This is a genomic window from Methylobacterium sp. Gmos1, from assembly GCF_053764715.1.
Map to the genome: position 1 here is coordinate 519,356 of NZ_JBSNCC010000003.1, position 26,994 is coordinate 546,349.

The following is a 26,994-nucleotide window of genomic DNA, read 5'->3' on the forward strand; positions in this document are numbered from 1 at the left end:
GGAGGCGCGCCCGTGACCACGCCCCTCCTCGCCGAGTTCGACACCCCCGACGCCCTCGTCGCCGCCTGGCGCCGCGCCCGCACGGAAGGCCACCGCGCCATCGACGCCTTCACGCCGTTCCCGCTCGAGGAGCTCGCGGAGGCCTTCGATCCCGCCCCGCGCTTCATCCGGCCCGCCATGGCGCTCGCCGGCTTCGGCGGCGCTGCCGCGCTCTACGCCCTGCAATGGTGGAGCGCCGTCCACGACTATCCGCTGAATTCCGGCGGCCGGCCGCTGCACAGCTGGCAGGTCTTCGTGCTGGTGCCGTTCGAGGTCGGGGTGCTGGCCGCGGCCATCGCGGGCTTCGTGGCGCTTCTCGTCACCTGCGGGCTGCCGCGGCTGCATCATCCGCTGTTCGTGATGCCGCAATTCGAGCGGGTGAGCCAGGATCGCTTCCTGCTCCTCGTGGCACCCAAGGGCGACCCGGAATCCCTGCGCCGGCTCCTCGAGGAGGCCGGGGCCGGGCTGGTGGCGGAGACGCATCCGTGACCGGCCGGAGCCTGCTCCCCCTCCTGCTTCCGCCGCTGCTGCTGCTCGGCGCCTGCGACGACCTCTCGATGACGCAGCAGAAGCGCTACGACGTCTATCGCCGCGCCGAGCTCTGGGCCGACGGGGCCGAGGCCCGTGTCCCCCCGGACGGGACCGTGCAGCAGGGGGCGCTCGCCGACGAGGCGGCTCTGGCCGATCCGCCCCCCGTCGACGCCGCCCTGCTCCGGCGCGGGCGCGAGCGCTACGAGGCGATCTGCACCCCCTGCCACGGGCTCACCGGCCATGGCGACGGCATGATCGTCGCCCGCGGCTTCCCCAGGCCCCCGTCCTACCACGACGACCGCCTGCGGGCGGCGCCCGCCCGCTACTTCGTCGACGTCATCACGAACGGCTACGGGGTCATGTATCGCTACGCCAACCGCGTGGAGCCACGGGACCGCTGGGCGATCGCCGCCTATATCCGCGCGCTCCAGCTCTCCCAGGGCGCCCGCGTCGCCGAGGTGCCGGGGCTGGCGGAGAAGATTCCGGAGGCGCGCCCGTGACCGAGGCCCTCGCCCGCGGCTGGCTCCTCGCCTGGATCGCCTTCGGCACCGCCCCCGCCGGCAGCCTGGTGCTGCTGCTCGTCCACCGCATCACCGGCGGGCGCTGGGGCGAGGCGCTGGGGCCATGCTTACGCCCCGTCGCCGCGCTCCTGCCGCTCGTCGCCCTCGGCTTCCTCGGCGTGGTGGCGGGGCTGCCGGCGCTCTACCCCTGGGCCGCCGATCCGGGTGCGGTGAAGGCCGACGTCGCGTCCCTCTACCTCAACCCGGCCCTGTTCACGGTGCGGGGCGCGGTCGCGCTGCTGGGCTGGTCGGTGCTGGCCGGGCTGGTGCTCACAGGGCGCAGCTCCCGGCTCGTCGCCGGCCTCGGCCTCGCCTTCTACGGCCTGACCATCAGCCTCGTGCCGGTGGACTGGATCCTGTCGCTGGAGCCGCGCTTCACGTCGTCGGCCTTCGGCGCCGGCTTCGCCCTGCACCAGCTCATCGCCGCGCTCGCGCTCGCGGCGGTCGTGAGCCCGAAGGGTCTCGACGAGACGACCGCGTCCGACCTCGCCAACCTGCTCCTCGCGACGCTGCTCGGCGTCCTCTACATCGGGCTGATGTCTTACGTGGTCGCCTGGTACGGCGACCTGCCACCGAAGGCCGCCTATTACCTGCGGCGCGCAAGGGAGCCCTACCCGGCACTGATCGGGACGGCGGTCGCCGCCGGCGGCATCGTCCCATTCCTCCTCCTGCTCCTCGGGGCGGTGCGCCGCAGCCCGGGGGCGTTGCGCCTCGTCGGCCTCCTCGTCCTCGTCGGGTTCGCCTTGCGCGCCTGCTGGCTGGTCCTGCCGGCCTGGGGGCCGGCAGCCGGCGGGGCTTGCGTCGCCGCCGGCCTGTGGTTCGCCGGCCTCCTCGTCGTTGCGCTCCTCGCCCTTCGCTTCGCCGGACGGATCGGACGGAGGCTGCGGCATGCCTGACACCGCTGCTCCGGTGCGTGACGATGCGGTCGGTCACGCCGAGGGACCGCCGGAGGCGCCCGACATCCGCCTGAAGCCGGTGCTGCTCACCGGACTGTTCATCGTCGTCTTCGTCGCCGTGACGCTCGCGGGCATGCGGTTCTACCGCGACCGGGCGATCACCAGCCCGAATACCGAGCCCGCCCGCACCTTCGCCGGCCCCGCCTTGCAGCGCGATCCGGAAGGCGACCTCGCCCGCCTCCTCGCCGACCAGCGCCGGCGCCTCGAGACGTATGCCTGGGTCGACCGGGCCCACGGCATCGCCCGCATGCCGGTGGCGGAGGCGATGCGGCTTCTCGAGGAGCGCGGGGCGCAGGCCTACGCCGCCCCGCTCCAGCCCGAACGCGTGCCGCCCCTCGGCAGCCGCGGTGGCGCCGCGAGCCCGCTGCCGCCACCCGACACCGTGACGGCTTTACCCAGGGAGGCGCGCTGATGTTCGGCCGCCTGATGCCCGAATCGGCCTCCCTCCAGGCCGTGCTGACCGACCGGATCTTCATCGGGCTCACCATCGCCTCGGTCCTGATCCTCGGCCTGGTGGTCGGGCTGCTGCTGGTCTTCTCGATCCGCTTCCGGCGCGGCTCCAAGGCGAACCGCCACCCTCTCCCCGAGATCGTCTCGCGCGAGTTCGAGATCGGCTGGACCGCCGCGACGATCTTCCTGTTCGTGTTCGTCTTCTGGTGGGCCGCCTCGGCGGAGATCGGCGCCTACTCGGTGCCGCCGGACGCCATCGAGATCCACGTCGTCGCCAAGCAGTGGATGTGGAAGACGCAGGCCTCGAACGGCGCCCGCGAGATCAACGAGCTGCACGTGCCGGTGAACAAACCGGTCAAGCTCATCATGACCTCGCAGGACGTGATCCACTCGTTCTTCGTCCCGGCCTTCCGGTTGAAGCGCGACGTGCTGCCAGACCAGCAGACCGAGGCCTGGTTCCAGGCCACCAAGACCGGCACCTTCCACCTGCTCTGCACCGAGTATTGCGGCACCGACCACGCCCGGATGCTCGGCCGGGTGATCGTGATGGAGCCCGAGGCCTACGCGGCCTGGCTGTCGGCCCAGCCCGAGGGCGACGACCTCGCCCACCAGGGCGAGCGGGTGTTTTCCGAGCGCGGCTGCGCCGGCTGCCACGCCCCGGGCTCGGCCGTGCACGCGCCGAGCCTCGCCGGGATCTGGGAGCGCCCGGTGCCGCTCGAAGGCGGCCGCTTCGCCACCGCCGACGCCGCTTACATCCGCGACTCGATCCTCCAGCCGAAGCGCGACGTGGTGGCGGGCTACGCCCCGGTCATGCCGAGCTATGCCGGCCTCCTCGACGACGGCGAGATCCAGGCGATCACCGCCTATATCCGCGCGCTCGGCTCCGAGCCGGCGGTGGTGCGGGTGCTCGGCACGCCGGAGGTCCGCTCCAACGTGCCGGGCGGGGTGCGCGAGCGCAGCCCCGCGATGGTGCCGGGGGCGCCGGTCCTCGATCAGCCCGCCCCGGCGGGACCGGCGGTGCGGCCGTGACGAGGCTCGGCGCCCCCAACCCTCCCCCCTCTGCGGCAGGGCTGGCAGGGAAAAAGAAAAGGCGCGGACCTTCCCCTCTCCCCGCGGGCGGGGAGAGGCCTGAGCTCCGAAGGGGCTCAGGGAGCAGCGAACCGCAGGTTCGCCGCGAGGGTGAGGGGGTGTTTCCGGGGGAGTCTCACGCGTCGAGACCCCCTCACCCTCGCTCCGGCTACGCCTCCGCTTCTTTCGCCCCCGACGAGGGGGGCGAAAGCCTCTCCCCGCCCGCGGGGAGAGGGGAAATCCTGCGCCACTTCTTTCCCCGGACAGCCCTGCCCTCTGCGGGGGAGGAAGACAGCTTCGGAGGCTCCCCATGAGCACCACCGTCAGCCCCACCGGCCTCGCCGACTCGGACGAGCTCGACCTGCGCCTGCCGGTCAGCTACCTCGCCGACGGGCACAGCGTCCGCTCCTGGCTCCTCACCACCGACCACAAGCGGATCGCGATCCTCTACGCGGTCACCCTCACGCTGTTCTTCTTCATCGGCGGCGCGGCGGCCACGCTGGTGCGGCTCGAACTCGCGACGCCCGAGGCCGACGTGCTGCGGGCCGACACCTACAACAAGCTGTTCACGCTGCACGGCGTGGTGATGGTGTGGTTCTTCCTGATCCCGAGCATCCCCAACACGCTCGGCAACTTCCTGGTGCCGCTGATGATCGGGGCCCGGGACGTCGCCTATCCGAAGCTGAACCTGATCAGCTGGTACCTCAACGTCGGCGGGGGAACGCTCGCCGTCGCGGCTTTGCTGCTCGGCGGGGTCGATACCGGCTGGACCTTCTACGTCCCCTACTCCACCGTCTTCTCCAACACCTGGGTCTCGCTCACCGTGCTCGGGGTGTTCACCACCGGCTTCTCGTCGATCGCAACGGGTGTGAACTTCATCGCGACCATCCACCTCCTGCGGGCGCCGGGCATGACCTGGTTCCGCCTGCCGCTCTTCGTCTGGGCGATGTACACGACGAGCCTGATGTTCGTGCTGGCGACACCCGTGCTCGCCGTGACCCTGCTCCTCGTCGTCGCCGAGCGCACCTTCGGCCTGCCGATCTTCGATCCGGCCCGCGGCGGCGACCCGGTGCTGTTCCAGCACCTGTTCTGGTTCTACTCGCACCCGGCGGTCTACATCATGGTCCTGCCGGCGATGGGGGTCGTCTCGGAGCTGATCACGTGCTTTGCGCGTCGCAAGGTCTTCGGCTATACCTTCATGGTCTACGCCCTGGTGGCGATCGCGGTGATCGGCTTCTTCACCTGGGGCCACCACATGTTCACCTCGGGCATGTCGCCCTACGCCGCCCTGGTGTTCTCGTTCCTGTCCTTCGTCGTGGCGGTGCCCTCGGCGATCAAGGTGTTCAACTGGACCGGCACGCTCTATCGCGGCCAGGTCGGGTTCGAATCGCCGATGCTCTACGCGCTCGGCTTCGTCGGGCTGTTCACGCTCGGCGGCCTCACCGGCCTGTTCCTCGCCTCGATCCCGATCGACGTCCACGTCCAGGACACCTACTTCGTCGTCGCCCACTTCCACTACATCATGGTCGGCGCCTCGGTCTCGGCCTATTTCGGCGGCCTGCATTTCTGGTGGCCGAAGATCACCGGCCGAACCTATCCCGAGACCTGGGCGCGATTCGCCGCGATCCTGATGTTCTTCGGCTTCAACCTGACCTTCTTCCCGCAATTCATCGCCGGCTACCTCGGGATGCCGCGGCGCTACCACGTCTACCCGCCGGAATTCCAGATCTGGAACGTGCTCTCCTCGGCCGGCGCCGCGGTGCTGGCGGTGGCCTACCTGATGCCGCTCGGCTACCTGACCTGGTCGCTGCTGTTCGGGAAGCGCGCGACGAACAACCCCTGGGACGCGACCGGCCTCGAGTGGCGCACCTCCTCGCCGCCGCCGCGGCAGAACTTCTTCGGCTCGCCGCGGGTGCAGGGCGGCCCCTACAACTACCATCCGGAAGGCGTCGCCCCGATCCACGACCAGCCGCGGCTTCCCTCGCAAGGGTCGCTGACATGAGCGGCGCGGACGTCGAGGCCCGCCCCCGGGAAGGGCACCCCGACATCGAGGCTCGCTTGCGCGAGGGACATCCCGACATCGAGGCTCGCTTGCGCGAGCCTTGGAGCGACCTCGAGACCGATCACGCGACCGCCTTCGCGCGCCAGCGCGACGGCGCCACCTTCGGGATCTGGATCTTCCTGGCGAGCGAGGTGCTGTTCTTCGGCGCCCTGTTCCTGACCTACACGGCGGCCCGGCTCGCGAACCAGGAGGCCTTCGCGGCCGCCGGCCGCGAAACCAATATCGTCTACGGCACGCTCAACACCGCGATCCTGCTCACCAGCAGCCTCACCATGGCGGTGGCCTCGCAAGCCGCAGAGAAGGGATTGTTTCGCCGCCTGACGCTCCGGTGCCTCGCCGCCACCGCCGCCCTCGGCCTCGCCTTCCTGGTGGTGAAGGGTTTCGAGTACCGCGAGGACATCGAGAAGCACCTGGTGCCGGGCGCGCGATTCGCCCTCGCCCAAGCACCGGCGCAGATCTTCTTCGGCTTCTACTGGCTCGTCACGGTGGTGCACGCGATCCATCTCAGCATCGGCATCGGGCTGGTGACGCGGCTGATCGCGAAGGGCCGGCGCGATCCGGATTTCCTGAAGGAGAACCCGCAGGTCGAGGTCACGGCGCTGTACTGGCACCTCGTCGACCTGGTCTGGGTCTTCCTCTACCCGATGCTCTACCTGCCGGGACGGTCCGGATGAGTGCTGATCACGAAACCCCCGGCGCCCTGTGGCGCCGCAACCTGTGGGTCTGGGCCGCCCTGATGGGGCTCCTGGCGCTCAGCGCCTGGGCCGCCTACTGGCCGTTCGGGCGCGTCGACACCGCCGTGGGGTTCGGGATCGCCGGGGTCAAGACGGCGCTCGTCGCCGTGGTCTTCATGCGGTTGAAGCACGCCAGCGGCCTCGTCCGCCTCGTCGCCGCCTGCGGCCTGTTCTGGGCCGCGATCCTGTTCACCCTGACGCTCGCCGACGTGCTGAGCCGGATGGTGAACCGGTGAGCGACACGGGGTTGCGACGTCGCCGGGTCGACTCGGTGGAAGGGCACCGACTCTCTACGCCATTGACCTTGCCGGCCGGAAACGCCCGACATACGCCGGAAACAACTCGGATAGGAACATCCCCAGAGTATACCGGTTAGCCCCGCGACAGAGGCAGTGCCCCAGGGGCACGCGGACGAGCCGGTCGCCGCATCCTCGAGCAGGCCCCCCGGATCGGGACCGCGATGCCGCACGGCTTGCGAGGAGCAGCCATGGCCGACGCCGTCGCGGATTTCGTCTGGAAGCGTCTCGCCGAGTGGGGGGTGAAGACGATCTTCGGCTACCCGGGCGACGGCATCAACGGCCTGCTCGGCGCGCTCCAGCGCAGCGACCTGCCGTTCGAGTTCATCCAGGTCCGCCACGAGGAGATGGCGGCCTTCATGGCGACCGCCTACGCCAAGTTCACCGGCGAGGTCGGCGTCTGCCTCGCCACCTCCGGCCCCGGGGCGACGCACCTTCTCACCGGCATGTACGACGCCTATTCCGACCACGTGCCGCTGCTCGCCATCGCCGGCCAGCAGGCGCGCAACGTCAACGGCGCGCACTACCAGCAGGGGCTCGACCTCGCGAGCGTCTACAAGGACGTCGCCGCCTACGTGCAGCAGGCCGCCTCCCCGGCCTCGGTGCGCCACATCGTCGACCGGGCGATGCGCATCGCCAAGGCCGAGCGCAAGGTCGCGGCGATCATCCTGCCGAACGACCTCCAGGACGTCCCCTACGAGGCCCCGGTCCGCAAGCACGGCAACACCTTCTCGGGCGTCGGCTGGACCGCCCCGAAGGTCGTACCCTTCGAGGCCGACCTGCAGCGCGCTGCCGACGTGCTAAACGCCGGGAAGAAGGTCGCGATCCTGGTGGGTGCCGGCGCGCTCCACGCCACCGACGAGGTGATCGCGGTAGCAAACCGCCTCCAGGCCGGTGTCGCCAAGGCGCTGCTCGGCAAGGCGGCCGTGCCGGACGACCTCCCCTTCGTCACCGGTACGATCGGGCTTCTCGGCTCCAAGCCCTCCTCCGACATGATGGCGGAGTGCGACACGCTGCTGATGATCGGCTCCGGCTTCCCCTGGGCCGAGTTCCTGCCGCAGGAGGGACAGGCCCGCGGCGTGCAGATCGACCTCTCCCCTGCGATGCTGTCCCTGCGCTATCCGATGGAGGTGCCGCTCCAGGGTGACTCCGCCGAGACCCTGCGGGCGCTGCTGCCGCTGCTGGAGCAGAAGCCGGAGGGTGGCGCCTGGCAGAAAGACATCGAGCAGAGCGTCGCCTCGTGGTGGAAGGAGGCGGAGGACCGCGCGATGGCCAAGGCCGACCCGGTCAACCCGCAGCGGGTGACCTGGGAACTCTCGCCGCGGATGCCAGACCGGGTGATCGTCACCTCGGATTCCGGGTCCTGCGCCAACTGGTACGCCCGCGACCTGAAGATGCGCCGCGGCCAGATGTGCTCGCTCTCGGGCGGGCTTGCCTCGATGGGCGCGGCGGTGCCCTACGCCATCGCCGCCAAGGTGGCGCATCCGGACCGGCCGGTGATCGCGCTGGTGGGGGACGGCGCCATGCAGATGAACAACATGGCCGAGCTGATCACGGTGGCGAAGTACATGCACCGCTGGTCCAACAAGACCTGGATCTGCTGCGTCTTCAACAACGAGGACCTGAACCAGGTGACCTGGGAGCAGCGGGTGATGGAGGGCAACCCGAAATTCGAGGCGAGCCAGACGATCCCGAACGTGCCCTACCACAAGTTTGCCGAGCTGATCGGCCTGCGCGGCCTCTACGTCGACGACCCCGCCAGGATGGGCACGGCCTGGGACGAGGCCCTGGCGAGCCCGATGCCGGTTGTGCTGGAGGTGAAGACCGACCCGGAGGTGCCGCCGCTGCCGCCGTTCTTCACCTTCGAGCAGGTGAAGAACTACATGTCGATGCTCGGCAAGGGCGACCCGGAGGAGCGTCACCTCCTGGTCGACACCGCCCGGCAGGTGCTGAGCTCGGTCCTGCCCGGCAGCAAGAGCTGAGACCCGGCTCGACGACGATGCGGGACGATCCGGGCGGTGCGGGCGCGGGCCTCAACCGCTTCCGGCGGCTCTACCGCATACGACAACCGGCAATTCCGCGAGCAGTTCGAGGTCTTCGTCTCGCCCGAGCAGCCGATCTTGGCCGCAATCTACCGGATCGCCGACGATTGCGAGCCGTGCTCACTTTCTTGGTCGCGCACCATCCGCACGGCACGCTCGCGCATCTCAGGCGAAAACAGGGCTGTTCACTTCGGTCATGTCTCCATCCTCTCAGAAGTTGGAGCCTCCGGAAAACCCGGGGCGGTTCAGCCCTTCGCGGCCGTTGATCTTCAGGACCTGGCAATCTGCCGCCCGGATCTCGAACCAGGAGGCCGCCGAGCCTCTGGGACACGATCTCCTGGGCGTCGCCTTGAGCACCTGGAACGCCTACAAGGCCTGAGCCGAGGTCCCGAAGGTCGTCGGCATCGCGTGCCGGGCCGCGACGCGCGACCCGGCGCTGTTCTCGGCGCACCGGCGGCCCCGGAAGACGGGCCGCCCGCGAAAGGTGAAGGACGACGCATGACCGACGGCGATCCTGCTGGCAGGCGTGGCATGACCGAGACGATGGGCTTCCAGCTTCGCGTGATCCATGAGGGCTGGAACACCTTCGGGATCGCCACCATCCGCTTGCCGGATGGTCGAACCGTCGAGCGCGCTCTCGAGCATCATGGCGAGGCCGCCGGAGTGCTGCCGTACGATGCCGAGCGCCGCTGTGTGCTCCTCGTCCGGCAGGAGCGCGTCGGGCCTTTGTACTGGGGCGACCAGGATTCGCTAGCAGAAGTTCCCGCGGGCGGGCTCGACGGCAAGGCGGCCGACGTGACCGCGATCGAGGAGGCGTTCGAGGAAGCGGGCGTGCGGCTGCATGAGCTCGAACCCGTCGTGCATGCCTACGCGATGCCGAGCGTGTCGTCCGAGCGGATCTGGCTCTATCTCGCGCCGTACACGTCGGCGGCGCGCACGGGAGCCGGAGGAGGCCTCGTGCATGAAGGTGAGCGGATGGAGGTCGAGGAGATGAGCTTTCGCGACTTGGCCAGGCTCATGAGCCAAGGCAAGCTGCGGGACATGAAGACCTTGGTTCTTGCCCAAGCCCTGCAGCTGCGTCGGCCGGATTTATTTGCGGCGGGAGCTGTCGACTCGCCTTTGACGGGCCGAGATAGCCGTTCCTCGGACGAAATGGGGTAAGCCGAAGTCGTTCTCGGAATATCGAAGCCGGGCCGCCCGTGCGAGCGGCCCGGCTTCGTGCACCATCGGAGATGGGATCCGACCGATGGAGTTTCGATCACGAACCATCCTGGATCTTATTGCAAGAATAAATCCGATCATCACATTTTTCATGGCTGTTTTATCGCAAGATTAGCTAATATTATTTAATATATAAGCATTAATAATCAATATTAAGATAATTATTCCCAGGAAAGTATCACATGCATGGCCTTTAGAGGCGCACCCCGAAGACGTGGCGGAGTTTTTTCTGGGACGCCGAAGTTTGCTGTGTGAAGGGGATGCTGGCTGATGCCGGCGGGCGGGGGACGGCGCCCACGTCCCGCATGCAAGGCCGCATTTGCCGATCGCGAGCAGGCTGAGCGCCTATCCCGAGCGTCCCCATATCGACGAGGCCCGCCCGCTGCCGAGATCGCCGCCCTCGTTGCCAGGGAGGTCGAGCGCCTGCCAGCGACCATCCCGTGGCGCGGCGAATAAGAATAATATTCCTGGAACACAGCCTGAAAAGGCAATCGCATCTCCGTCGAACAATCTAATTAAAACAACGTTCTGGTTGACGATGTTGGCAGAGAAGGGAATATATCCGCGACCTCATCGATCGCATCCAGGCATCGACAACCACGAGACTATGGCGATGATCAAGCAACGCTCGCGGCTTCTGCGCCGTCAGGCCGCTGCCCTGCTCGGCGGCTTGCTGCTCGGGGGCTCGACCCTGCTGGCGGCGCTCCCGGCCGCGGCAGCCGAGGGCCAGCTGCGCATCGCCAAGCAGTTCGGCGTCGTCTACCTGCTCCTCAACGTCGCCGAGGACCAGCGCCTGATCGAGAAGCACGGCAAGGAGGCCGGCCTCGACATCAAGGTCGAGTACCTGCAGCTCTCCGGCGGCTCGGCGGTGAACGACGCCCTCCTGTCGGGCAGCGTCGACATCGGCAGCGCCGGTGTCGGCCCGCTCTTCACGCTCTGGGACCGCACCCGCGGGCGCCAGAACGTCCGCGGCGTCGCCTCGCTCGGCAACTTCCCGTACTACCTCGTCAGCAACCGCCCCGAGGTGCGGACGATCGCCGACCTGACCGACAAGGACCGCATCGCCCTGCCGGCGGTCGGCGTCTCGGTCCAGGCCCGCATCCTGCAGATGGCCTCGGCCAAGCTGTGGGGCGACAAGGACTTCGCCCGCCTCGACCGCAACAGCGTGGCGGTGCCCCACCCCGAGGCGGCGGCCGCGATCATCAAGGGCGGCACCGAGATCACGGCGCATTTCGGCAACCCGCCGTTCCAGGAGCAGGAACTGGCCGAGAACCCGAACGCCCGGGTGATCCTGAGCTCCTACGACGTCCAGGGCGGGCCAGCCTCCTCGACCGTGCTCTACGCGACGGAGAAGTTCTACAAGGATAGCCCGAAGACCTACCAGGCCTTCGTCGACGCCCTCGACGAGGCGGCCCGCTTCATCACCGCGGATCCGGAGCGGGCGGCCGACATCTACCTCAAGGCCAATGGCAGCCGCATCGACCGCGCCCTGCTGCTCAAGGTGATCAAGAGCCCCGAGGTCAGCTTCAGGATCGAGCCGCAGAACACGCTGGGCCTGGGCCAGTTCATGCACCGGGTCGGCGCGATCAAGAACGAGCCGAAGGCCCTGAACGACTACTTCTTCGTCAATCCGCGCATCGCCGCGGGCAGTTGAGGGGGGATCCCATGACGCTGGTGATGGAGCCGCCCGTGATCGGGCGCGACGCGCCCGTGGCGGCACCGCAACCGTCCGTAGCCCTGCGCGAGAGACCGGGCGAGACGCCGCGCCCCTGGCCCGATCCGCTCCTGCGCATCGCCGGCGTGTCGCTCGAGTACCGCACGCCTGGCCGCGTGGTGCGGGCGGCCCACCGCATCGACCTCGACGTCTACGAGGCCGACCGTTTCGTGCTCCTCGGGCCGTCGGGCTGCGGCAAGTCCACCCTGCTCAAGGCCGTGGCCGGCTTCATCGCCCCGGTCGAGGGCGAGATCACGCTCGGTGGCGTACCGGTGCGCAAGCCAGGCCCGGACCGGATCGTGGTCTTCCAGGAATTCGACCAGCTGCCGCCCTGGAAGACCGTGGTCGAGAACGTCGCCTTTCCCCTGCGCACCGCCCGCGGGCTCGGGCGCGCCGAGGCGCTGGAGCGGGCCCGCGCCACGATCGACAAGGTCGGGCTCACGGCCTTCGCCGCGAGCTACCCGCACCAGCTCTCCGGCGGCATGAAGCAGCGCGTCGCCATCGCCCGGGCGCTCGCCATGCAGCCGAAGGTGCTCCTGATGGACGAGCCCTTCGCGGCGCTGGACGCGCTCACCCGGCGCAAGATGCAGGAGGAGTTGCTGACGCTGTGGGACGAGGCCCGGATGACGCTCCTCTTCGTCACCCACTCGATCGAGGAGGCCCTGGTGATCGGCAACCGGGTCGCCCTGCTCTCGCCCCATCCCGGCCGGGTGCGCGGCGAGTACAATTGCCACGACTTCGACCTGTCGAGCCTCGGCAGCCGGAGTTTCCAGGCCGCGGTGCAGCGCCTGCACGACCGGCTGTTCGAGCCCGTTCCCGAGGCGACTGCGCGATGACCCACGCCCTCTCGCCGCCGATCCGCCCGGAATACGACCGGGTCCTGCCGCCCTTCGTCGAGGCCCCGGTCGAGCGCCGCCTGCCGCTGCCGACGCGCCTGTGGCAGCAGGGCTGGCTGCGCCGCGGCCTGATCCTTCTGGCGCTCGCCCTGCTCTGGGAGGGGCTGGCGCGCTGGCAGGACAACGACCTGCTTCTGCCGAGCTTCGGCGCCACCCTGTCGGCCCTGTTCGACGGGCTCGCCACCGGCGAGATCCTGGAGCGGACGCGGATCTCGCTCAGCGTGCTGGCGCAGGGCTATATCCTCGGCGTCGTCCTCGCCTTCGGGCTGACCTCGCTCGCGGTCTCGACCCAATTCGGCCGCGACCTGCTCTCGACGCTGACCGCGATGTTCAACCCGCTGCCGGCGATCGCGCTCCTGCCGCTGGCACTCCTGTGGTTCGGGCTCGGCCAGGGCAGCCTGATCTTCGTGCTCGTCCATGCGGTCTTGTGGCCTCTGGCGCTCAACACCTATGCGGGCTTCCAGGCGGTACCGGATTCGCTGCGCATGACCGGGCGCAATTACGGGCTCGAGGGCCTCGCCTATGTCGGCCGGATCCTGGTCCCGGCGGCGCTGCCGGCGATCCTGTCGGGGCTCAAGATCGGCTGGGCCTTCGCCTGGCGCACGCTCATCGCGGCGGAACTGGTCTTCGGCGCCTCGTCGGGCCGGGGCGGCCTCGGCTGGTACATCTTCCAGAACCGCAACGAGCTCTACACCGACCGGGTCTTCGCCGGCCTGCTCCTCGTGATCGCCATCGGCCTCGTGGTCGAGACGGTGGTGTTCGCGAGCCTGGAGCGGGTGACGGTCCGGCGCTGGGGGCAGGTTCGATAGGGCCGGCGCCGCTGGCGAGGGACGCCCCGGACAGGATGGTCGATGAGCACAAAACGCGCCGTCGCTGCCGCTCGACGAGCCGTTCGACTCGCCGACCCGCGTGGCGATGGCGGCCGCGTTGGTGCGGCCGTGGCAGGACAGGTGGCTTCACCGCGCTGCTCGTCACCCGCGACGTCGGGGAGGCCCTGATGGCCCGCCCGGCCGCAATCCCCGCCGAGGGCGGCCCGTCGCCCGCCGCCGGCTGAGCGCCGTTACGGTGACGACACCGAAACGTCCCGGCGTGCAACCCCGTCGCGCCGGAACGCCCAGCCGATCCGGCGTTGTCACGCGAGCCGGCCATCCAACCGGAGGATCCATGACCGACGACGCCGTGACCCATCGTGCCGCCTCCGGCCGGATCGCCGAGCCCGGCAACCCGCCCTCGACGGCGCGGATCGCCGGGCACCCGCTGCACCCGATGCTGGTGCCGTTCCCGATCGTCTGCTTCGTCGGGGCCTTCGCCACCGACCTCGCCTACTGGCGAACCGCCGACATGCAATGGGCGAACTTCTCCGCCTGGCTGCTCGCGGCCGGGCTGGTCTTCGGGGTGCTGGCGGCGCTGGCCGGCCTCACCGACTTCCTGGGCCACCGCCGCGTGCGGGCGCAGAAGCCGGCCTGGGCGCACATGCTCGGCAACGTCCTGGTGCTCGGCCTGTCGTTGGTCAACGCCTTCGTGCACAGCCGCGACGCCTGGACCTCGGTGGTGCCGACCGGGCTGATCCTGTCGGGCGTCGTGGTGCTGAGCCTGTGCGTCACCGGCTGGCTCGGCTGGGCGATGGTCTACCGCCACCGCGTCGGAGTGGCCCCATGAGCCCGCGCCTTTCCACCGTCTTCCTCGGCGGCGCCCTGCTGCTGCTCGCCGGCTGCCAATTCATCGGCTCTCAAGACGAGCCCTTCGACGCGCAGAGCCAGGTCGGCCCCGATCCGGTCCTGCCCGAGCCGCAGCAATACCTGCTGCCGCCGATGCGGATCGCGCGGGCCGTCGGCTGGTCCGCGGACGCCACGCCGAGCGTGCCCGAGGGCTTCCGGGTCAAGGCCTTCGCCACCGACCTTGCGCATCCGCGCCAAGTGTATGTCCTGCCGAACGGCGACGTGCTGGCGGTGGAGGCCAACAGCCCGAACGTCGAGCCGGTGCGCCGGCCGAAGGACCTGGTCATGGGCTGGGTCAAGGCCTTCGCCGGCGCCGGCGCCAAGGGCGGCAACCGCATCACGCTCTTGCGCGACGCCGACGGCGACGGCACCCCGGAGGTGCGCAGCGTGCTGCTGGAGCACATCAACTCGCCGTTCGGCGTGGCGCTGATCGGCCAGGACCTCTACGTCGCGGCGACCGACGCGCTGCTGCGCTTTCCCTACCGCGAGGGCGACACGCGGATCACGGAGCCCGGCACCAAGGTCACCGACCTGCCGGGCGGGCCGATCGACCACCACTGGACGAAGGCGCTCACGGCCAGCCCCGACGGGACGAAGCTCTATGTCGGCGTCGGCTCGAACAGCAACATAACCGAGCACGGGCTCGAGGCCGAACGCGGCCGGGCCGAGGTCTGGGAGATCGACCGGGCCACGGGCGCGCACCGCACCTTCGCCGGCGGGATGCGCAACCCGACCGGCCTCGACGTCGAGCCGCAGACCGGCCGGCTCTGGGCGATCGTCAACGAGCGCGACGAGATCGGGCCGAACCTCGTGCCCGACTACCTGACTTCCGTGCGCGAGGGTGCCTTCTACGGCTGGCCCTACAGCTACTGGGGCCAGCACGTCGACCCGCGGGTGCAGCCGCCGCGGCCGGACCTGGTGGCGAGCGCGGTCAAGCCGGATTACGGCCTGAGCTCCCACGTCGCGCCGCTCGGCCTCGCCTTCTCGCGCACCGACCGCCTCGGCCCGGACTTCCGCGGCGGCGCCTTCGTGGGCGAGCACGGCAGCTGGGACCGCCAGGAGCTCAACGGCTACAAGGTCGTCTACATGCCGTTCGCCGACGGGCGGCCGAGCGGGAAGGCCCGGGACGTGGTGACGGGCTTCCTCGATCCCGAGAACCGGGCCCGCGGCCGCCCGGTCGGCGTCGCGGTCGATCCCCGCGGCGCGCTCCTCGTGGCGGACGACCTCGGCAACACGGTCTGGCGGGTGACGCCGGCCGGGCCGTGACCGCGGTCGGAGCGTGAAGAGATGGATGGGCGAGGCACGCCCCCTTCCGCGAGTTCCCCTGAGACCGGCGCCGGACATCCGCCCGAGGTTGACGCGCGTGAACGCGCCTGCGCCGCGATCCGGAATGCCGGCACGGCCTTGGTGCTATGACCCGGCGGCCCCGGACCGGCCGGCGATCATGACTTCTTGATACCGTGGGATTTGATGCGGGATGCAAGCGTCGTCGGGCGAATGCCGAGCAGTTCGGCGGCCCCGCCCGGTCCGAAAACCTTGCCGTCGCACAGGGCCAGCGCCTCGACGATCTCGGCCCGGTCGCGGGCGCGCCGCGCCGCCTCGCTGCGCGGAGGATGGCCGGAGGCGGCGACGGCGTGATCGGCCGGGACGGCCCCGCTCGGGGCGGACTCCTCCGCCTCCCCTTCGGACAGGTCGAGGCGGAGGCGCCCGCGCTGGGCCAGGATGACGCCGCGCTCGATCGCGTTCTCCAGTTCGCGCACGTTGCCGGGCCAGCCGTAGCGGGTGAGGCGGCGGACATCGCCTTCCGTCAGGCGGGGCTCGGGCACGCCGAGGCGGTGCGCCGCCCCGGTCAGCATGTGCCGGGCGATGAGCGGGATGTCCTCCGGCCGCTCGCGCAAGGGGGTCGCGCCGATCGGGAAGACGTTGAGGCGGAAGTACAGGTCGCCGCGGAAGCGGCCCTGGCGCACCTCCTCCTTCAGGTCGCGGTTCGTGGCCGCGACGAGGCGCACGTCGACCGCGCGGGTGCGTTCCTCGCCGACGCGCTCGAACGAGCGCTCCTGGAGCACCCGCAGGAGCTTGCCCTGGAGGTCGAGGGGGATCTCGCCGACCTCGTCGAGGAACAGCGTGCCGCCGTCGGCCAGCTCGAAGCGCCCGACGCGGTCGCGCAACGCCCCCGTGAAAGCGCCCTTGGCATGGCCGAAGAACTCGCTCTCGAACAATTCGCGCGGCACCGCGGCGCAGTTCACCCGGATGAGCGGGCGCCCGCGGCGGCGGCTCGCCTCGTGGATCGCGCGGGCGATCAGCTCCTTGCCGGTGCCGGATTCGCCGGTGACCAGCACCGTGGCGTCGGTGCCGGCGACGAGATCGATCTGGCGCCGGATCGCCTCGATGGCCGGGCTCTGCCCGATGATGCCCTGATGATGGCTCCCGGCCCGGATCTCCTCCTTGAGGTAGGCGTTCTCGAGCTCCAGCCGCTCGCGCAAGGACACGACCTCGGCCAGCGCGTGGCGCAGGCGCTCGTCGGCCTCGCGGCGCTGGCTGACGTCGCGAAACACGATGACGGCGCCGACGAGCGCGCCGCGGTCGCGGATCGGGGTCGAGGTATACTCGACCGGGAACGAGGTGCCGTCGCGGCGCCAGAACACCTCGTCGTCGACCTGATGCACCGCCCCGTCCCGGAAGGCGGCGTAGATCGGGCAGTCCCGGTGCGGGTAGTGGCAGCCGTCCGGATGGGTGTGGTGCACGGCCGCGTGCATGTCCCGCCCGACGAGGTCGGCGGCGGACCAGCCCAGCATGCGCTCGGCGGCCGGGTTGACGAAGGTCGTCACCCCCTCGGCGTTGACGCCGTAGATGCCCTCCCCCGCGGCGCGCAGGATCAGCTGGTTCTCGCGCTCGATGTCGCGAAAGATCCGCTCCATCCGCTGCCATTCCGACAGGCCGGCGCGCATGTGGCGGTCGGCCTCGCGGTCGACCTGGCGCTGGCGGCGCTCGTCGAGGTCGAACAGGGTGAAGAGCACGAGCCCGTCCGGCAGGACCGCGCCGACGGTCTCCAGGGATAGCGCCCGGCCCGCGCCGTGCCGGGGCGTGAGCGTGTGGGTCCACCAGCGGCCCTTGGCCTGGACGCCCTGCGTGAACACGATCAGGGCCGGGAGCTGGCCCGGATGCAGCGCGCTCGCCGGGAGGCCGCGGAGCGCGTCGCGCGCGTGGCCGAGGAGGCGCGCGGCGGCGTCGTTGGCGTCGACGATCCGATCGGCGTCGGGGTCGATGACGAGCATCGCCTCGGCGCCGGCCTCGAAGACGGGTCCGAAGCGTCGTGCTGGGCCCTGCTCGGCGGCCGCCTGCGGATGGGTCTCGAACATCACGAGATCTCGTCATCATACTACGAAATCTCGTTTTACACGAGATCTCGTAGCTTTGCACGGCCGGCGAAAACCATTGATTCCGCGAGTGTTTCTCCGCGTGCCCGGCTTGGCACATCCTTTGCCACGACTTCGACGTCCCGAACCGCGCGAGGCGCCGATGGCCCTGTTCGACAATCCCTTCGATGCCAAACGCCGCCTTGCCCGTGGTGGCTGCTCCTGCGGCGCCCATGCGAGCCAGGCCGCCCACGATGCCGCCGAGGATGCCCCGACCGGCGAGGCGGCGATGGCGCGGGCGGTGGAGGGCGCGGTGATGCGCGCGCTGTTTCCACACGACGCCGAGCGCCGCGCCTTCCTGCGCAGCGTCGGCGCGGCCACGGCGCTCGCCGCGGTGAGCCAGTTCTTCCCCACCAAGCTCGTCACCGAGGCTTTCGCGCAAGGGGCCAAGCCCGAGAAGACCGACCTGAAGGTCGGCTTCATCCCGATCACCTGCGCCACGCCGATCATCATGGGGAAGCCCCTGGGCTTCTACGAGAAGCAGGGCCTGAACGTCGAGGTGGTGAAGACCGCCGGCTGGGCGGTGATCCGCGACAAGACCCTGAACAAGGAATACGACGCCGCCCACATGCTGGCGCCGATGCCGATCGCGATCTCGCTCGGGCTCGGCTCCACCCCGCAGGCCTACACGATGCCGGCGGTGGAGAACGTCAACGGCCAGGCGATCACCCTGGCGATGAAGCACAAGGACCGGCGCAACCCGAAGGACTGGAAGGGCTTCAAGCTCGCCGTCCCGTTCGACTACTCGATGCACAACTACCTGCTGCGCTACTACCTGGCGGAAGCGGGCATCGATCCCGACACCGACGTGCAGATCCGCGCCGTGCCGCCGCCCGACATGGTGGCGAACCTGCGCGCCGACAACATCGACGGCTTCCTCGCCCCCGATCCGGTGAACCAGCGCGCGGTCTATGACGGCGTCGGCTTCATCCACATCCTGTCGAAGGAGATCTGGGACCGGCACCCGTGCTGCGCCTTCGCGGCATCAGAAGCCTTCATCAAGGAGACGCCGAACACCTACGCGGCTTTGCTGCGGGCGATCATCCAGGCGACGGCCTACGCCTCGAACAAGGACAACCGCAAGGAGATCGCCGCCGCGATCGCCCCGGCGAACTACCTCAACCAGCCGCTGACCGTGGTGGAACAGGTGCTTACCGGCACCTTCGCGGACGGGTTGGGCCAGGTGCGCAAGGTGCCCGACCGGGTCGATTTCGACGCCTTCCCCTGGCAGTCCTTCGCGGTGTGGATCCTGACCCAGATGAAGCGCTGGGGCCAGCTCAAGGGCGACGTCGACTACGCCGCGGTGGCGCGTCAGGTCTACCTCGCGACCGATGCCGCCCGTCTGATGAAGCAGGACGGCTTCACGCCGCCGGAGACCACCACCAAGAGCTTCTCGGTGATGGGCAAGACCTTCGATCCGGGAAAGCCGAAGGAATACCTCGATTCCTTCGCGATCAAGCGGGCGGGCTAGGACCATGACGCGCTCGCTCAACTTTCGCGCCGCGGTGCTCGCGCTGACGCTGCTCGCCGCGATCCTGCTCGTCTGGCAGGTCGCGGTGAGCGGGACGGCCAAGACCGAGGCGATGGACCCCGAATACGCCGCCCTGATGGGCGCCACCGCCACCACCGGCAAGTCGGCGATGCCGGGCCCCCTCGACGTCGGCGCGACGATCTGGACCCACCTGAAGGACCCGTTCTACGACCGCGGCCCGAACGACAAGGGGCTGGGCATCCAGCTCGCCTACTCGATCGGGCGCGTGCTCCTCGGCTACGGGCTCGCGGTGCTGGTGGCGATTCCCGTCGGCTTCCTCATCGGCATGTCGCCGCTGATGAGCCGGGCGCTCGACCCCTACATCCAGATCCTGAAACCGGTCTCGCCGCTCGCCTGGATGCCGCTCGCCCTCTACACGATCAAGGATTCGGGGCTGTCGGCGATCTTCGTGATCTTCATCTGCTCGCTCTGGCCGATGCTGATCAACACGGTGTTCGGCGTGTCGAGCACCCGCAAGGAATGGCTCAACGTAGCCCGCACCCTCGAGGTCGGGCCGATCCGGCGCGCCTTCACGGTGATCCTGCCGGCGGCGGCACCCACCATCCTCACCGGCATGCGGATCTCGATCGGCATCGCCTGGCTCGTCATCGTGGCGGCCGAGATGCTCGTCGGCGGTACCGGCATCGGCTACTTCGTCTGGAACGAGTGGAACAACCTCTCGATCACCAACGTGATCACCTCGATCCTGTTGATCGGCCTCGTCGGCATGGTCCTCGACCAGTTGCTCGCCCGCGCGCAACGCCTCGTCACCTTCCCCGAGTGAGGCCTCCGATGAGCACGCTCCTTCCCTTCCGGCGGCGCATGCAGGCCGCCGCCGCCGACCGAGGTGCCGGGACCGGCCGCATGTCCAATTCCGAAAAATTCATCTCGATCGAGGGCATCGCCCGGCGCTACCCGGCGCCGGGGGGCAAGACCACCACGATCTTCGAGAACTTGTGGCTGCCGATGCGCCGCGGCGAGTTCGTCTGCATGATCGGGCATTCGGGCTGCGGCAAGACCACGGTGCTCAACATCCTGGCCGGCCTCGAGGCGCCCTCCGAGGGGGCGGTGATCGTCGACGGGCAGGCGCTCCAGGGCACCAGCCTCGACCGGGCGGTGATCTTCCAGGGCCACGCCCTGCTGCCCTGGCGCAGCGTGCTCGGCAACGTCGCCTACGCGGTCTCGTCGCGCTGGCGCCGGGCGCCGAAGGCCGAGATCGAGGCGCGGGCGAAGAAGGCGATCGCGACGGTCGGGCTCGCCGGGTCCGAGCACAAGAAGCCGTCCGAATTGTCGGGCGGCATGAAGCAGCGCGTCGGCATCGCCCGGGCGCTGTCGATCGAGCCCAAGATCCTGCTGATGGACGAGCCGTTCTCGGCGCTCGACGCGCTCACCCGCGGCACGCTGCAGGACGAGGTGCGGCGGATCTGCGTCGAGACCGGCCAGACCGTGTTCATGATCACCCACGACGTCGACGAGGCGATCTACCTCGCCGACCGGATCGTCCTGATGACCAACGGGCCGGAGGCGAAGGTCGCCGAGATCGTCGAGAACCCGCTGCCGAAGGACCGCGACCGCACGCAGCTCCACCACGCGCCGGGCTACTACGGCTTACGCAACCACCTGATCGACTTCCTCGTGTCCCGCTCAAGGACCCTGCGCGACGCGATGCCGGCTGCTTATGACCAGCGCCACCCGCCGGTGATCCGCCCGTCGCTCAGCGAGGCCGATGCCGCCGCGATCACCGCCGAGCCGCCCTCCCGCCGGGCCTGACCCGTGCCGCCCGTTCCGGTCCCCGGGCACGACGCCGCGCCGCCTTCGGCCGGTGCCCGGGACCGCGCCGAGCGGGACGAGGCGGGGGAGCGCCATCCCCTGCCCCGTCCCGAGCCTCAAGCCACGCGCCGCCCCGCCCGGACGGCACGACATTCACGGAGAGACCCCATGAAGCGCGAAGACCTCACCGAGAAGCTGCTCGACATCAAGCGCGAGAAGGGCTGGACCTGGAAGTACATCCAGGAGGAGATCGGCGGCATCTCGCCGATCCTGATCACCGCCGCCTGCATGGGCCAGATGAAGCTGCCGAAGGCGCAAGCGGCGAAAGCCGCCGCCCTGTTCGGGCTGACGCAGGCCGAGGAGCGGATGCTGAACGAGGCGCCCTATCGCGGCTCGATCCCGCAGATGCCGCCGACCGACCCGCTGATCTACCGCTTCTACGAGCTGGTGATGGTCTACGGCACGACCTGGAAGGAGCTGATCCAGGAAGATTTCGGCGACGGCATCATGTCGGCCATCGACTTCAACATGACGATGGAGCGCGAGCCCAACAACAAGGGCGACCGGGTCAAGATGAGCCTGTCGGGCAAGTTTTTGCCGTATAAATACTACGGCAACGAAGAGGGCGTGCCCGAATACGGCTTCAAGGAAGGCTGAGAGATGACTGGCTGGCCCTCCATGAGGGCCAGCCGATCGTATTTGGACTCATGATTTATTAATATGAATATCAAATATACATATATATTCATTATTCTAAAGATTGATATATAAATATTGTTGGAACGACCGCACTAACCGTCGATAACTCGCTCAACCTTCTCGTGCAACGTGGCGAGCGCATCTCGAATCCCGTCGACCGGGTGCGCTTCCCGACGGGCCCCGCCTGCGCTGGCACGACGGCGCCACGACCGGGCCGGCTGTTGCAGGACAAGCGTTCGGCGACGGCCGCCTCGTGCCGGTCGTGCTTTGCTCCGGATCCTGGAGCCGGCGTCAGATGGGGCCGTATCGGGCCTGTCTCTCGACCTGTGATTCACTCGCGTCGTGGGATTGCGCCAAGCACCCGGGGCAATCCCAAGGACGGCGAGGCTTGCGCCCTTGAGGAGCGTGCGGCCGCCCGCTGCGAGGGAAAGCCGGGTGCGATCGATTGGAGCGAGATGGTCAACAGGCGGTAAGGCATGGTGGCCGAAGCCCCGCTGCTCCCGCCCGAGTGTTAAGTGTCCGTTTACGGCGAACCTCTCGCTTAGGCAGTGAGACCTAACTCCGAGGGACCACCCTCATGCGCTATCTTCTCGCATCGGCTCTGGTGGCTGCCGCCTGCTCCTCGGCCCTTGCCGCCGTCCCCTCGCCGTTCCGCGCAGCCCTTGCGGCGGCCGGCGGCTGCGGCGCCCACCGTGCCCTCGCTGAGGAGAGGCTCGGCCGCCTCAGCGCACCCGCCGCGTCAGCCGTGCCGCCGGGGGAGGCCGACCTGTTCGGCAAGCCCGCCGGGCAGTGGACCGAGGATGAGATCCGCGACGCCCTTGCGGCTTTCGCATCCTGCGAGACCCGCTCCGGGCCGGCCGGGACCGAGTGGAACGAACGCCTCGCCCGCGACCTGCGCGGCCTGAACACGGCCCTGCGCCGGGCCATCGTCGTCGGGCACGCCCGCGCGCCCGTCGAGGCGGGTGAGGAGCGGGCTCCGCACGGATCCAACCGCAGTGGCGCGCCGACCGGGCCCACCCGTCTGCGGCAGGGGCCGGCCTTCACCCCCGCCCTGCGCAGCGGCAGCGCCGCACCGGAAGGACCGCGACCCGACACGGCACCCGCCACCGCCCCGCACGCGGAAGCGCCGAACGCGGTCGCTGTGGTGGCAATCTCCCCCGATGCGTGGGATGACGCGCCGCCCGCCCGAACTTGGCGCACGCAGCCGCCAGCCGCGGATCCATCGCCGGCTGCGCCGTCCCGCTCCACGCTGGCGCCCGTCGCCGCGCACCGGCCACCCACTGAGCGGACGCATTGCCCAGTCAGCCTCGTCGCCTTCGAGCTGCTCCAGGCGGAGATGCGTCTCGCCGAGGTCGAAGGCCTGCTCGGATGCCGCGGCACCATCGATGCCACCACGACAATCCCCGGTCTCGGCACCTTCGAGACGTATCTCTGGTCGGAGCGCGGCAGCGGCACCGTCACGCTCGTCTTCCAGAACAAGCGTCTGCGCTCGAAGGCGCAGCGCGGTCTCGGTGCGGAAGCTGGGCGCGGCAGCTGAGCGATGGGCCAGACGACAGGACGGGCCATCCTGCGCGGCGCCGGCGGAACGCGCGAACCCGCATCGTCCCGTGTCGGCATCATGCGGTCGCGTTCACGAGGTGGTCCGATACCGTCGAGATGAACGCACGCAGGCGCTGAAGACGCCGCAGGTCCCGGTGATATCCCATCCAGATGTCTCGCGCCGGTGGCGCGGTCGGCATGTCCAGGTTGCGGATGCCCGGGATCTGGTTGCCGACCACGCGAGGCAGGACAGCGATGCCGACGCCTTGCCGGCACATGCGCCCCTGGACGTTGCGGTTGTTCGACCGCAGGACCGGCCTCGCGTTGGGGAAACTCTCGATGAGCCAGGCGATGTCGGGGAAATGGCCCGTGGACGTGTCGTGCGTGATCAGCCGGAAACCGGTCCCGTCGCCGTATGTGGGATCGGCCGCCTCCTCGGCGACGTAGACGCCGTATTCGAGCCTAAACAGCCGCCGCTGAACGACATCGGCCGTGTCGAACGGAACGATGCGGAACGCGACGTCGGCCTCCCGCTGGGCAAGGTTGAACAGGCGCGTGCCGGTCAGGATCTCGACGTCGACATTGGGATAGGCCTTCGAGAAATCCGCCAGGACCGGCGGGAGGACGTAGGCCCCGAACCAGTCCGCCGACGAGATGCGCAGGCTGCCTTTGAGATTCTGCTCCTGCCCGGCGAGCCGGCGCTGCATGGCCAGCGCGCCTTCTTCCATCTGCTCGGCCAGCGCGATGATCCCGTGGCCCTCGTCGGTCAGAACGAGACCGTCCGCCGTGCGCTGGAAGAGCGTGTGGCCGATCGCCTGCTCGAGGGCGCGAAGGCGCCTGCCGACGGTCGGATGGCTCGTCTGAAGAGCACGCGCGGCGCCGCCGAGCGTGCCGGATCGCGCGATGGCGAGGAAGATTCTGACGTCGCTCCATTCCATGGCCGCACCCGCACAAAATTGAACGTCGAGATTACAATGATGTCGGTTTCAGTACAAATCTAAGCACCTAGATTGCCGCCATCACCGGACGACGCGTCCTTCGGTGGAGCCTCCGGCCATGAGGATGGTCGCTAGAGCACTTCACGATCGCGCTGCAATCGCGAAGCTCTCTATATCTTTGATTTTGCCGCATTTTCCGCGACGAACCGGTGCCCACTTCGTCGGAAAATGCTCAGGGCTCGATCCGAACAACAGGAGATGGACCATGCAGATCGGATTTATCGGTCTCGGCAGCATGGGCTCGGCCATGGCTCTCAACCTGGTGAAGGCCGGCCATGACGTGCGGGCCTGGAACCGGAGCAGGATCGCCCAGAAAAGCGTTCCCGGCGTCGCGCTGGTCGAACGTGCGGCGGATGCCTTCGCGGCCGACGCCGTCTTCACGATGCTGTCGGACGACCAGGCCATTCGGGAAGTGATCCTCGATGCCGGCCTGCTGGCGAGCGCGCGACCGAGGCTGACCCATGTCGTCACATCGACGATCTCGGTCGCGTTCGCGCGGGAACTGGAACGGCGGCACGAAGAGGCCGGCCTCGGCTACGTGTCCGCACCGGTCCTCGGTCGACCGAACGTCGCGGCGAGCGGCCAGCTGAACATCCTGGCAGCCGGGAAGACCGATGCCGTCGCGAAAATCGAGCCGCTGCTCGCCTCCCTCGGCAAGAAGGTCTGGAAGCTGGGGGAGGACCCCGCTCGGGCGAACGCCGCAAAGCTCGCCTGTAACATGATGATCGCCATGGCGATTGAGGCGATGGCCGAGGGTGTCGTGCTGACCGAGAGCGTCGGCCTCGACCGGGCGGACTTCTTCGCACTCATCCTGGGCACCCTGTTCTCGGGCCGCGCCTATGAGAGCTACAGCGCGCAGATCACCGAACGATCCTTCGAGCCCGGGTTCAGAGCCAGGCTCGCCCTCAAGGACATGCGCCTGGCGACGGAGGCCAGCAACGGCATCGGACGCACGCTCCCGCTGCTCGAGGCCGTCCGCGAGGGGCTCGGCAAGGCCGTTTCGGCGGGCCTCGGGGAGAAGGACTGGTCGATCATGGCCGACATGACGGTTCGCGGCGGCAGTAGCGCGGCGGCTGAGACAACGATTCGGAGATCACCAGCGATGTCGACCGGCCCTGAGCGCCGGCTGCCGGCGCTGTTGCGACCTCAACATCCGACCGGAGCGCGATCATGATCGCAACCTTGCAGGGCTTCACCCAGCAACTCGTGCCGGCGAACGGCATCAAGCTCAACGCCGTCACCGGAGGCGCCGGCCCGGCGCTTCTCCTGCTTCACGGCTGGCCCGAGACCTGGTGGGAATGGCACCATGTGATGCCGCTGCTGGCCGCGCATTTCAGCGTGGTGGCGATCGACCTGCGCGGCGCGGGCTTCTCCGACTGTCCGCTCGACGGCTACGACAAGGCCACGATGGCGCGCGATGCGCACGAGGTCATGATCGCCCTCGGGCATGAGCGCTACGCGGTGTGCGGGCACGACATCGGCGGAATGGTGGCGCTGCCGCAGGCGGCGCTCCATCGGGGGGCGGTCACGCATCTGGCCGTGCTCGACGTGCCGCTCCCCGGCTGGACCGGATGGGAGGCGACGGTCGCGAGGCTCTGGCACTTTGGCTTCCATGGGAACCGGGATCTGCCCGAGCGCCTGATCCATGGCCGCGAATACGAGTATATCTCGACCTTCATGGCCGAGCGGTTCTACGATCACGGCACATTCGATCCGGCGGACGTCGAGATCTACGCGAAGGCGATGGCGCTTCCCGGCCGCACGCGCGGCGGCATGGAATGGTATCGCACTCTCGCCGCCGATCATGCGGCTTCCCTCGAGTACAAGAAGCAAAAGCTCGAGATGCCGGTGCTTGGCTTAGGCGGAGACCAGCGGTTCGGAGCACGGATGGTGCCGATGCTGCAAGAATTCGCCAGCAACGTGACCGGCGGCGCGATCGCACGATGCAGCCACTATGTCGCCGACGAGCGGCCGCACGACGTCGCGGCGGCTCTGATCGCGTTCATCAAGCCCAGCTGAAGACCGGCGCCCGCGAGATCGTGCGGGCCTGAGCGTCTCTCACGAAACCCCGGTCACCCACGTCGCCCGGTGTGACGGCGCCAGCGCGGCGGGAGTGCCGCGAGGTGCGCCAAGCCGCTCGCGACCCTGCGAGAAGATCCGGGTCAGGGGGTCGCGAACGATCGACCCGGTCGAGAAAAGGAGATTGTCATGTCCTCACCCGTCATTCGCGGCGTCAATCATATCGGCATCACGGTGCCCGACATCGAAGCGGCGAAATCGTTCCTGGCGGAGGCCTTCGGCGCGCAGGTGATCTACCAGTCCTTCGGACCGCCGGATCCGCCGCGCCAGGGACCCGAATTCGAGCGGGCGGTCGGCGCCTTCCCCGGAACGGTCGTTCGTGCCCAGGCAATGGTCAGGATCGGTACCGGGGCCGACATCGAGCTGTTCGAGATGCACGGCCCCGAACAGGCCCAGCCGGTCCGGGCCAGCGACTTCGGCATCACGCATTTCGCGCTCTACACCGACGACATCGAGGCGTCGGTCGCGCGCTTCGAGAAGGCCGGCGGCACGCCGCTCACCGCGCCGCGCGCCATTCCCTACGCGACCGAGAAGGGTCCGGGAAACAAGGTCTGCTACGGCCGAATGCCCTGGGGCACGACGATGGAGTTCATCACCACCCCCGACCGCATGGGCTACCACGACCAGACCGACCTGCGGCGGTGGCAGGACGAGGGATGATCAGGGCGCGAGACG

Annotated in this window: 25 protein-coding genes; 23 read left to right on the plus strand and 2 right to left on the minus strand. The window is 69.1% G+C overall.

Features of this window, described 5'->3' with window-relative positions:
• Positions 1–12: 12 nt before the first annotated feature.
• The 15 genes from ACS5PV_RS08600 to ACS5PV_RS08670 all read left to right on the plus strand — a co-directional run bounded on the left by ACS5PV_RS08600 (position 13) and on the right by ACS5PV_RS08670 (position 15,553).
• A complete protein-coding gene (locus tag ACS5PV_RS08600; protein WP_455394913.1) occupies positions 13–528 on the plus strand; it encodes a DUF3341 domain-containing protein in 516 nt (171 codons plus the stop codon).
• The gene (locus tag ACS5PV_RS08605) at positions 525–1,070 is read left to right on the plus strand and encodes a c-type cytochrome (RefSeq protein ID WP_455394914.1); all 546 of its coding nucleotides are present in this window, start codon (positions 525–527) and stop codon (positions 1,068–1,070) included. The genes ACS5PV_RS08600 and ACS5PV_RS08605 overlap by 4 nt, the downstream gene beginning before the upstream one ends.
• Positions 1,067–2,026 carry a hypothetical protein gene (locus ACS5PV_RS08610; RefSeq protein ID WP_455394915.1) on the plus strand — a complete coding sequence of 320 codons (960 nt, stop codon included), beginning with the start codon at positions 1,067–1,069 and terminating at the stop codon, positions 2,024–2,026. Before ACS5PV_RS08605 ends, ACS5PV_RS08610 begins: the two co-directional genes overlap by 4 nt.
• Positions 2,019–2,498, plus strand: coding sequence for a hypothetical protein (locus ACS5PV_RS08615; protein WP_455394916.1), 480 nt, complete (start codon positions 2,019–2,021; stop codon positions 2,496–2,498). Before ACS5PV_RS08610 ends, ACS5PV_RS08615 begins: the two co-directional genes overlap by 8 nt.
• On the plus strand, positions 2,498–3,565 hold the full coding sequence (gene coxB, locus ACS5PV_RS08620; RefSeq protein ID WP_455394917.1) for a cytochrome c oxidase subunit II: 1,068 nt from the start codon (positions 2,498–2,500) through the stop codon (positions 3,563–3,565). The genes ACS5PV_RS08615 and coxB overlap by 1 nt, the downstream gene beginning before the upstream one ends.
• Positions 3,566–3,914: 349 nt before the next feature.
• Positions 3,915–5,606, plus strand: a complete 1,692-nt coding sequence (gene ctaD / locus ACS5PV_RS08625; RefSeq protein ID WP_455394918.1) for a cytochrome c oxidase subunit I — start codon at positions 3,915–3,917, stop codon at positions 5,604–5,606.
• On the plus strand, positions 5,603–6,340 hold the full coding sequence (locus ACS5PV_RS08630; protein WP_455394919.1) for a cytochrome c oxidase subunit 3: 738 nt from the start codon (positions 5,603–5,605) through the stop codon (positions 6,338–6,340). Before ctaD ends, ACS5PV_RS08630 begins: the two co-directional genes overlap by 4 nt.
• Positions 6,337–6,636 carry a cytochrome C oxidase subunit IV family protein gene (locus tag ACS5PV_RS08635; protein WP_455394920.1) on the plus strand — a complete coding sequence of 100 codons (300 nt, stop codon included), beginning with the start codon at positions 6,337–6,339 and terminating at the stop codon, positions 6,634–6,636. Before ACS5PV_RS08630 ends, ACS5PV_RS08635 begins: the two co-directional genes overlap by 4 nt.
• Positions 6,637–6,887: 251 nt before the next feature.
• Entirely contained in the window at positions 6,888–8,678 is a 1,791-nt protein-coding gene (locus ACS5PV_RS08640; protein WP_455394921.1) for a thiamine pyrophosphate-requiring protein, read from the plus strand.
• A gap of 558 nt (positions 8,679–9,236) precedes the next feature.
• A complete protein-coding gene (locus tag ACS5PV_RS08645) occupies positions 9,237–9,899 on the plus strand; it encodes an NUDIX domain-containing protein (protein WP_455394922.1) in 663 nt (220 codons plus the stop codon).
• Between the two features lie 673 nt (positions 9,900–10,572).
• On the plus strand, positions 10,573–11,613 hold the full coding sequence (locus ACS5PV_RS08650; protein WP_455394923.1) for an ABC transporter substrate-binding protein: 1,041 nt from the start codon (positions 10,573–10,575) through the stop codon (positions 11,611–11,613).
• An 11-nt stretch (positions 11,614–11,624) separates the two neighbouring features.
• On the plus strand, positions 11,625–12,509 hold the full coding sequence (locus ACS5PV_RS08655) for an ABC transporter ATP-binding protein (RefSeq protein ID WP_455394924.1): 885 nt from the start codon (positions 11,625–11,627) through the stop codon (positions 12,507–12,509).
• Positions 12,506–13,378: an ABC transporter permease gene (locus tag ACS5PV_RS08660; protein ID WP_455394925.1), complete on the plus strand. Its 873-nt coding sequence runs from the start codon at positions 12,506–12,508 to the stop codon at positions 13,376–13,378. The genes ACS5PV_RS08655 and ACS5PV_RS08660 overlap by 4 nt, the downstream gene beginning before the upstream one ends.
• Positions 13,379–13,835: 457 nt before the next feature.
• Entirely contained in the window at positions 13,836–14,228 is a 393-nt protein-coding gene (locus tag ACS5PV_RS08665) for a DUF2231 domain-containing protein (protein WP_455395011.1), read from the plus strand.
• Positions 14,225–15,553: a PQQ-dependent sugar dehydrogenase gene (locus tag ACS5PV_RS08670; RefSeq protein WP_455394926.1), complete on the plus strand. Its 1,329-nt coding sequence runs from the start codon at positions 14,225–14,227 to the stop codon at positions 15,551–15,553. The genes ACS5PV_RS08665 and ACS5PV_RS08670 overlap by 4 nt, the downstream gene beginning before the upstream one ends.
• Positions 15,554–15,729: 176 nt before the next feature.
• On the opposite strand, the gene ACS5PV_RS08675 is transcribed toward ACS5PV_RS08670, so the two are convergent.
• Positions 15,730–17,562, minus strand: a complete 1,833-nt coding sequence (locus ACS5PV_RS08675; protein ID WP_455395012.1) for a sigma 54-interacting transcriptional regulator — start codon at positions 17,560–17,562, stop codon at positions 15,730–15,732.
• A 244-nt stretch (positions 17,563–17,806) separates the two neighbouring features.
• Between ACS5PV_RS08675 and ACS5PV_RS08680 the strand changes: the two genes are divergently transcribed.
• The 5 genes from ACS5PV_RS08680 (at position 17,807) to ACS5PV_RS08700 (ending at position 23,240) form a co-directional block, all read left to right on the plus strand.
• Positions 17,807–19,174 carry a CmpA/NrtA family ABC transporter substrate-binding protein gene (locus tag ACS5PV_RS08680; protein ID WP_455394927.1) on the plus strand — a complete coding sequence of 456 codons (1,368 nt, stop codon included), beginning with the start codon at positions 17,807–17,809 and terminating at the stop codon, positions 19,172–19,174.
• A 4-nt stretch (positions 19,175–19,178) separates the two neighbouring features.
• Complete coding sequence (gene ntrB, locus ACS5PV_RS08685) at positions 19,179–20,018, plus strand: nitrate ABC transporter permease (protein ID WP_455394928.1); 840 nt, start codon at positions 19,179–19,181, stop codon at positions 20,016–20,018.
• Positions 20,019–20,026: 8 nt separating this feature from the next.
• Entirely contained in the window at positions 20,027–21,004 is a 978-nt protein-coding gene (locus ACS5PV_RS08690) for an ABC transporter ATP-binding protein (RefSeq protein WP_455394929.1), read from the plus strand.
• Between the two features lie 168 nt (positions 21,005–21,172).
• Positions 21,173–21,661, plus strand: a complete 489-nt coding sequence (gene cynS, locus ACS5PV_RS08695; RefSeq protein ID WP_109971081.1) for a cyanase — start codon at positions 21,173–21,175, stop codon at positions 21,659–21,661.
• A gap of 619 nt (positions 21,662–22,280) precedes the next feature.
• Positions 22,281–23,240 (plus strand): hypothetical protein, encoded by a 960-nt coding sequence (locus ACS5PV_RS08700; protein ID WP_455394930.1) that lies wholly within the window; start codon positions 22,281–22,283, stop codon positions 23,238–23,240.
• A 79-nt stretch (positions 23,241–23,319) separates the two neighbouring features.
• On the opposite strand, the gene ACS5PV_RS08705 is transcribed toward ACS5PV_RS08700, so the two are convergent.
• Complete coding sequence (locus ACS5PV_RS08705; RefSeq protein ID WP_455394931.1) at positions 23,320–24,180, minus strand: LysR family transcriptional regulator; 861 nt, start codon at positions 24,178–24,180, stop codon at positions 23,320–23,322.
• A gap of 265 nt (positions 24,181–24,445) precedes the next feature.
• On the opposite strand from ACS5PV_RS08705, the gene ACS5PV_RS08710 reads away from it, so the two are divergent.
• The 3 genes from ACS5PV_RS08710 (at position 24,446) to ACS5PV_RS08720 (ending at position 26,979) form a co-directional block, all read left to right on the plus strand.
• Positions 24,446–25,414 carry an NAD(P)-dependent oxidoreductase gene (locus tag ACS5PV_RS08710; RefSeq protein ID WP_455394932.1) on the plus strand — a complete coding sequence of 323 codons (969 nt, stop codon included), beginning with the start codon at positions 24,446–24,448 and terminating at the stop codon, positions 25,412–25,414.
• Positions 25,411–26,259: an alpha/beta fold hydrolase gene (locus tag ACS5PV_RS08715; protein ID WP_455394933.1), complete on the plus strand. Its 849-nt coding sequence runs from the start codon at positions 25,411–25,413 to the stop codon at positions 26,257–26,259. The genes ACS5PV_RS08710 and ACS5PV_RS08715 overlap by 4 nt, the downstream gene beginning before the upstream one ends.
• A 189-nt stretch (positions 26,260–26,448) precedes the next feature.
• Positions 26,449–26,979 (plus strand): VOC family protein, encoded by a 531-nt coding sequence (locus ACS5PV_RS08720; protein WP_455394934.1) that lies wholly within the window; start codon positions 26,449–26,451, stop codon positions 26,977–26,979.
• Positions 26,980–26,994 lie beyond the last annotated feature (15 nt).

What these genes read in the sequence shown, in the direction of transcription:
- ntrB (WP_455394928.1), top strand. Translation starts at nt 19,179, where the DNA reads ATGACGCGCTCGCTCAACTTTCGCGCCGCGGTGCTCGCGCTGACGCTG.
- ACS5PV_RS08680 (WP_455394927.1), top strand. Translation starts at nt 17,807, where the DNA reads ATGGCCCTGTTCGACAATCCCTTCGATGCCAAACGCCGCCTTGCCCGT.
- ACS5PV_RS08720 (WP_455394934.1), top strand. Translation starts at nt 26,449, where the DNA reads ATGTCCTCACCCGTCATTCGCGGCGTCAATCATATCGGCATCACGGTG.
- ACS5PV_RS08615 (WP_455394916.1), top strand. Translation starts at nt 2,019, where the DNA reads ATGCCTGACACCGCTGCTCCGGTGCGTGACGATGCGGTCGGTCACGCC.
- ACS5PV_RS08645 (WP_455394922.1), top strand. Translation starts at nt 9,237, where the DNA reads ATGACCGACGGCGATCCTGCTGGCAGGCGTGGCATGACCGAGACGATG.
- ACS5PV_RS08700 (WP_455394930.1), top strand. Translation starts at nt 22,281, where the DNA reads ATGCGCTATCTTCTCGCATCGGCTCTGGTGGCTGCCGCCTGCTCCTCG.
- ACS5PV_RS08655 (WP_455394924.1), top strand. Translation starts at nt 11,625, where the DNA reads ATGACGCTGGTGATGGAGCCGCCCGTGATCGGGCGCGACGCGCCCGTG.
- ACS5PV_RS08665 (WP_455395011.1), top strand. Translation starts at nt 13,836, where the DNA reads ATGCTGGTGCCGTTCCCGATCGTCTGCTTCGTCGGGGCCTTCGCCACC.
- ACS5PV_RS08630 (WP_455394919.1), top strand. Translation starts at nt 5,603, where the DNA reads ATGAGCGGCGCGGACGTCGAGGCCCGCCCCCGGGAAGGGCACCCCGAC.
- ACS5PV_RS08675 (WP_455395012.1), bottom strand. Translation starts at nt 17,562, where the DNA reads ATGCTCGTCATCGACCCCGACGCCGATCGGATCGTCGACGCCAACGAC.
- ACS5PV_RS08660 (WP_455394925.1), top strand. Translation starts at nt 12,506, where the DNA reads ATGACCCACGCCCTCTCGCCGCCGATCCGCCCGGAATACGACCGGGTC.
- ctaD (WP_455394918.1), top strand. Translation starts at nt 3,915, where the DNA reads ATGAGCACCACCGTCAGCCCCACCGGCCTCGCCGACTCGGACGAGCTC.
- ACS5PV_RS08705 (WP_455394931.1), bottom strand. Translation starts at nt 24,180, where the DNA reads ATGGAATGGAGCGACGTCAGAATCTTCCTCGCCATCGCGCGATCCGGC.
- coxB (WP_455394917.1), top strand. Translation starts at nt 2,498, where the DNA reads ATGTTCGGCCGCCTGATGCCCGAATCGGCCTCCCTCCAGGCCGTGCTG.
- ACS5PV_RS08650 (WP_455394923.1), top strand. Translation starts at nt 10,573, where the DNA reads ATGATCAAGCAACGCTCGCGGCTTCTGCGCCGTCAGGCCGCTGCCCTG.
- ACS5PV_RS08710 (WP_455394932.1), top strand. Translation starts at nt 24,446, where the DNA reads ATGCAGATCGGATTTATCGGTCTCGGCAGCATGGGCTCGGCCATGGCT.
- ACS5PV_RS08635 (WP_455394920.1), top strand. Translation starts at nt 6,337, where the DNA reads ATGAGTGCTGATCACGAAACCCCCGGCGCCCTGTGGCGCCGCAACCTG.
- ACS5PV_RS08670 (WP_455394926.1), top strand. Translation starts at nt 14,225, where the DNA reads ATGAGCCCGCGCCTTTCCACCGTCTTCCTCGGCGGCGCCCTGCTGCTG.
- cynS (WP_109971081.1), top strand. Translation starts at nt 21,173, where the DNA reads ATGAAGCGCGAAGACCTCACCGAGAAGCTGCTCGACATCAAGCGCGAG.
- ACS5PV_RS08690 (WP_455394929.1), top strand. Translation starts at nt 20,027, where the DNA reads ATGAGCACGCTCCTTCCCTTCCGGCGGCGCATGCAGGCCGCCGCCGCC.
- ACS5PV_RS08640 (WP_455394921.1), top strand. Translation starts at nt 6,888, where the DNA reads ATGGCCGACGCCGTCGCGGATTTCGTCTGGAAGCGTCTCGCCGAGTGG.
- ACS5PV_RS08715 (WP_455394933.1), top strand. Translation starts at nt 25,411, where the DNA reads ATGATCGCAACCTTGCAGGGCTTCACCCAGCAACTCGTGCCGGCGAAC.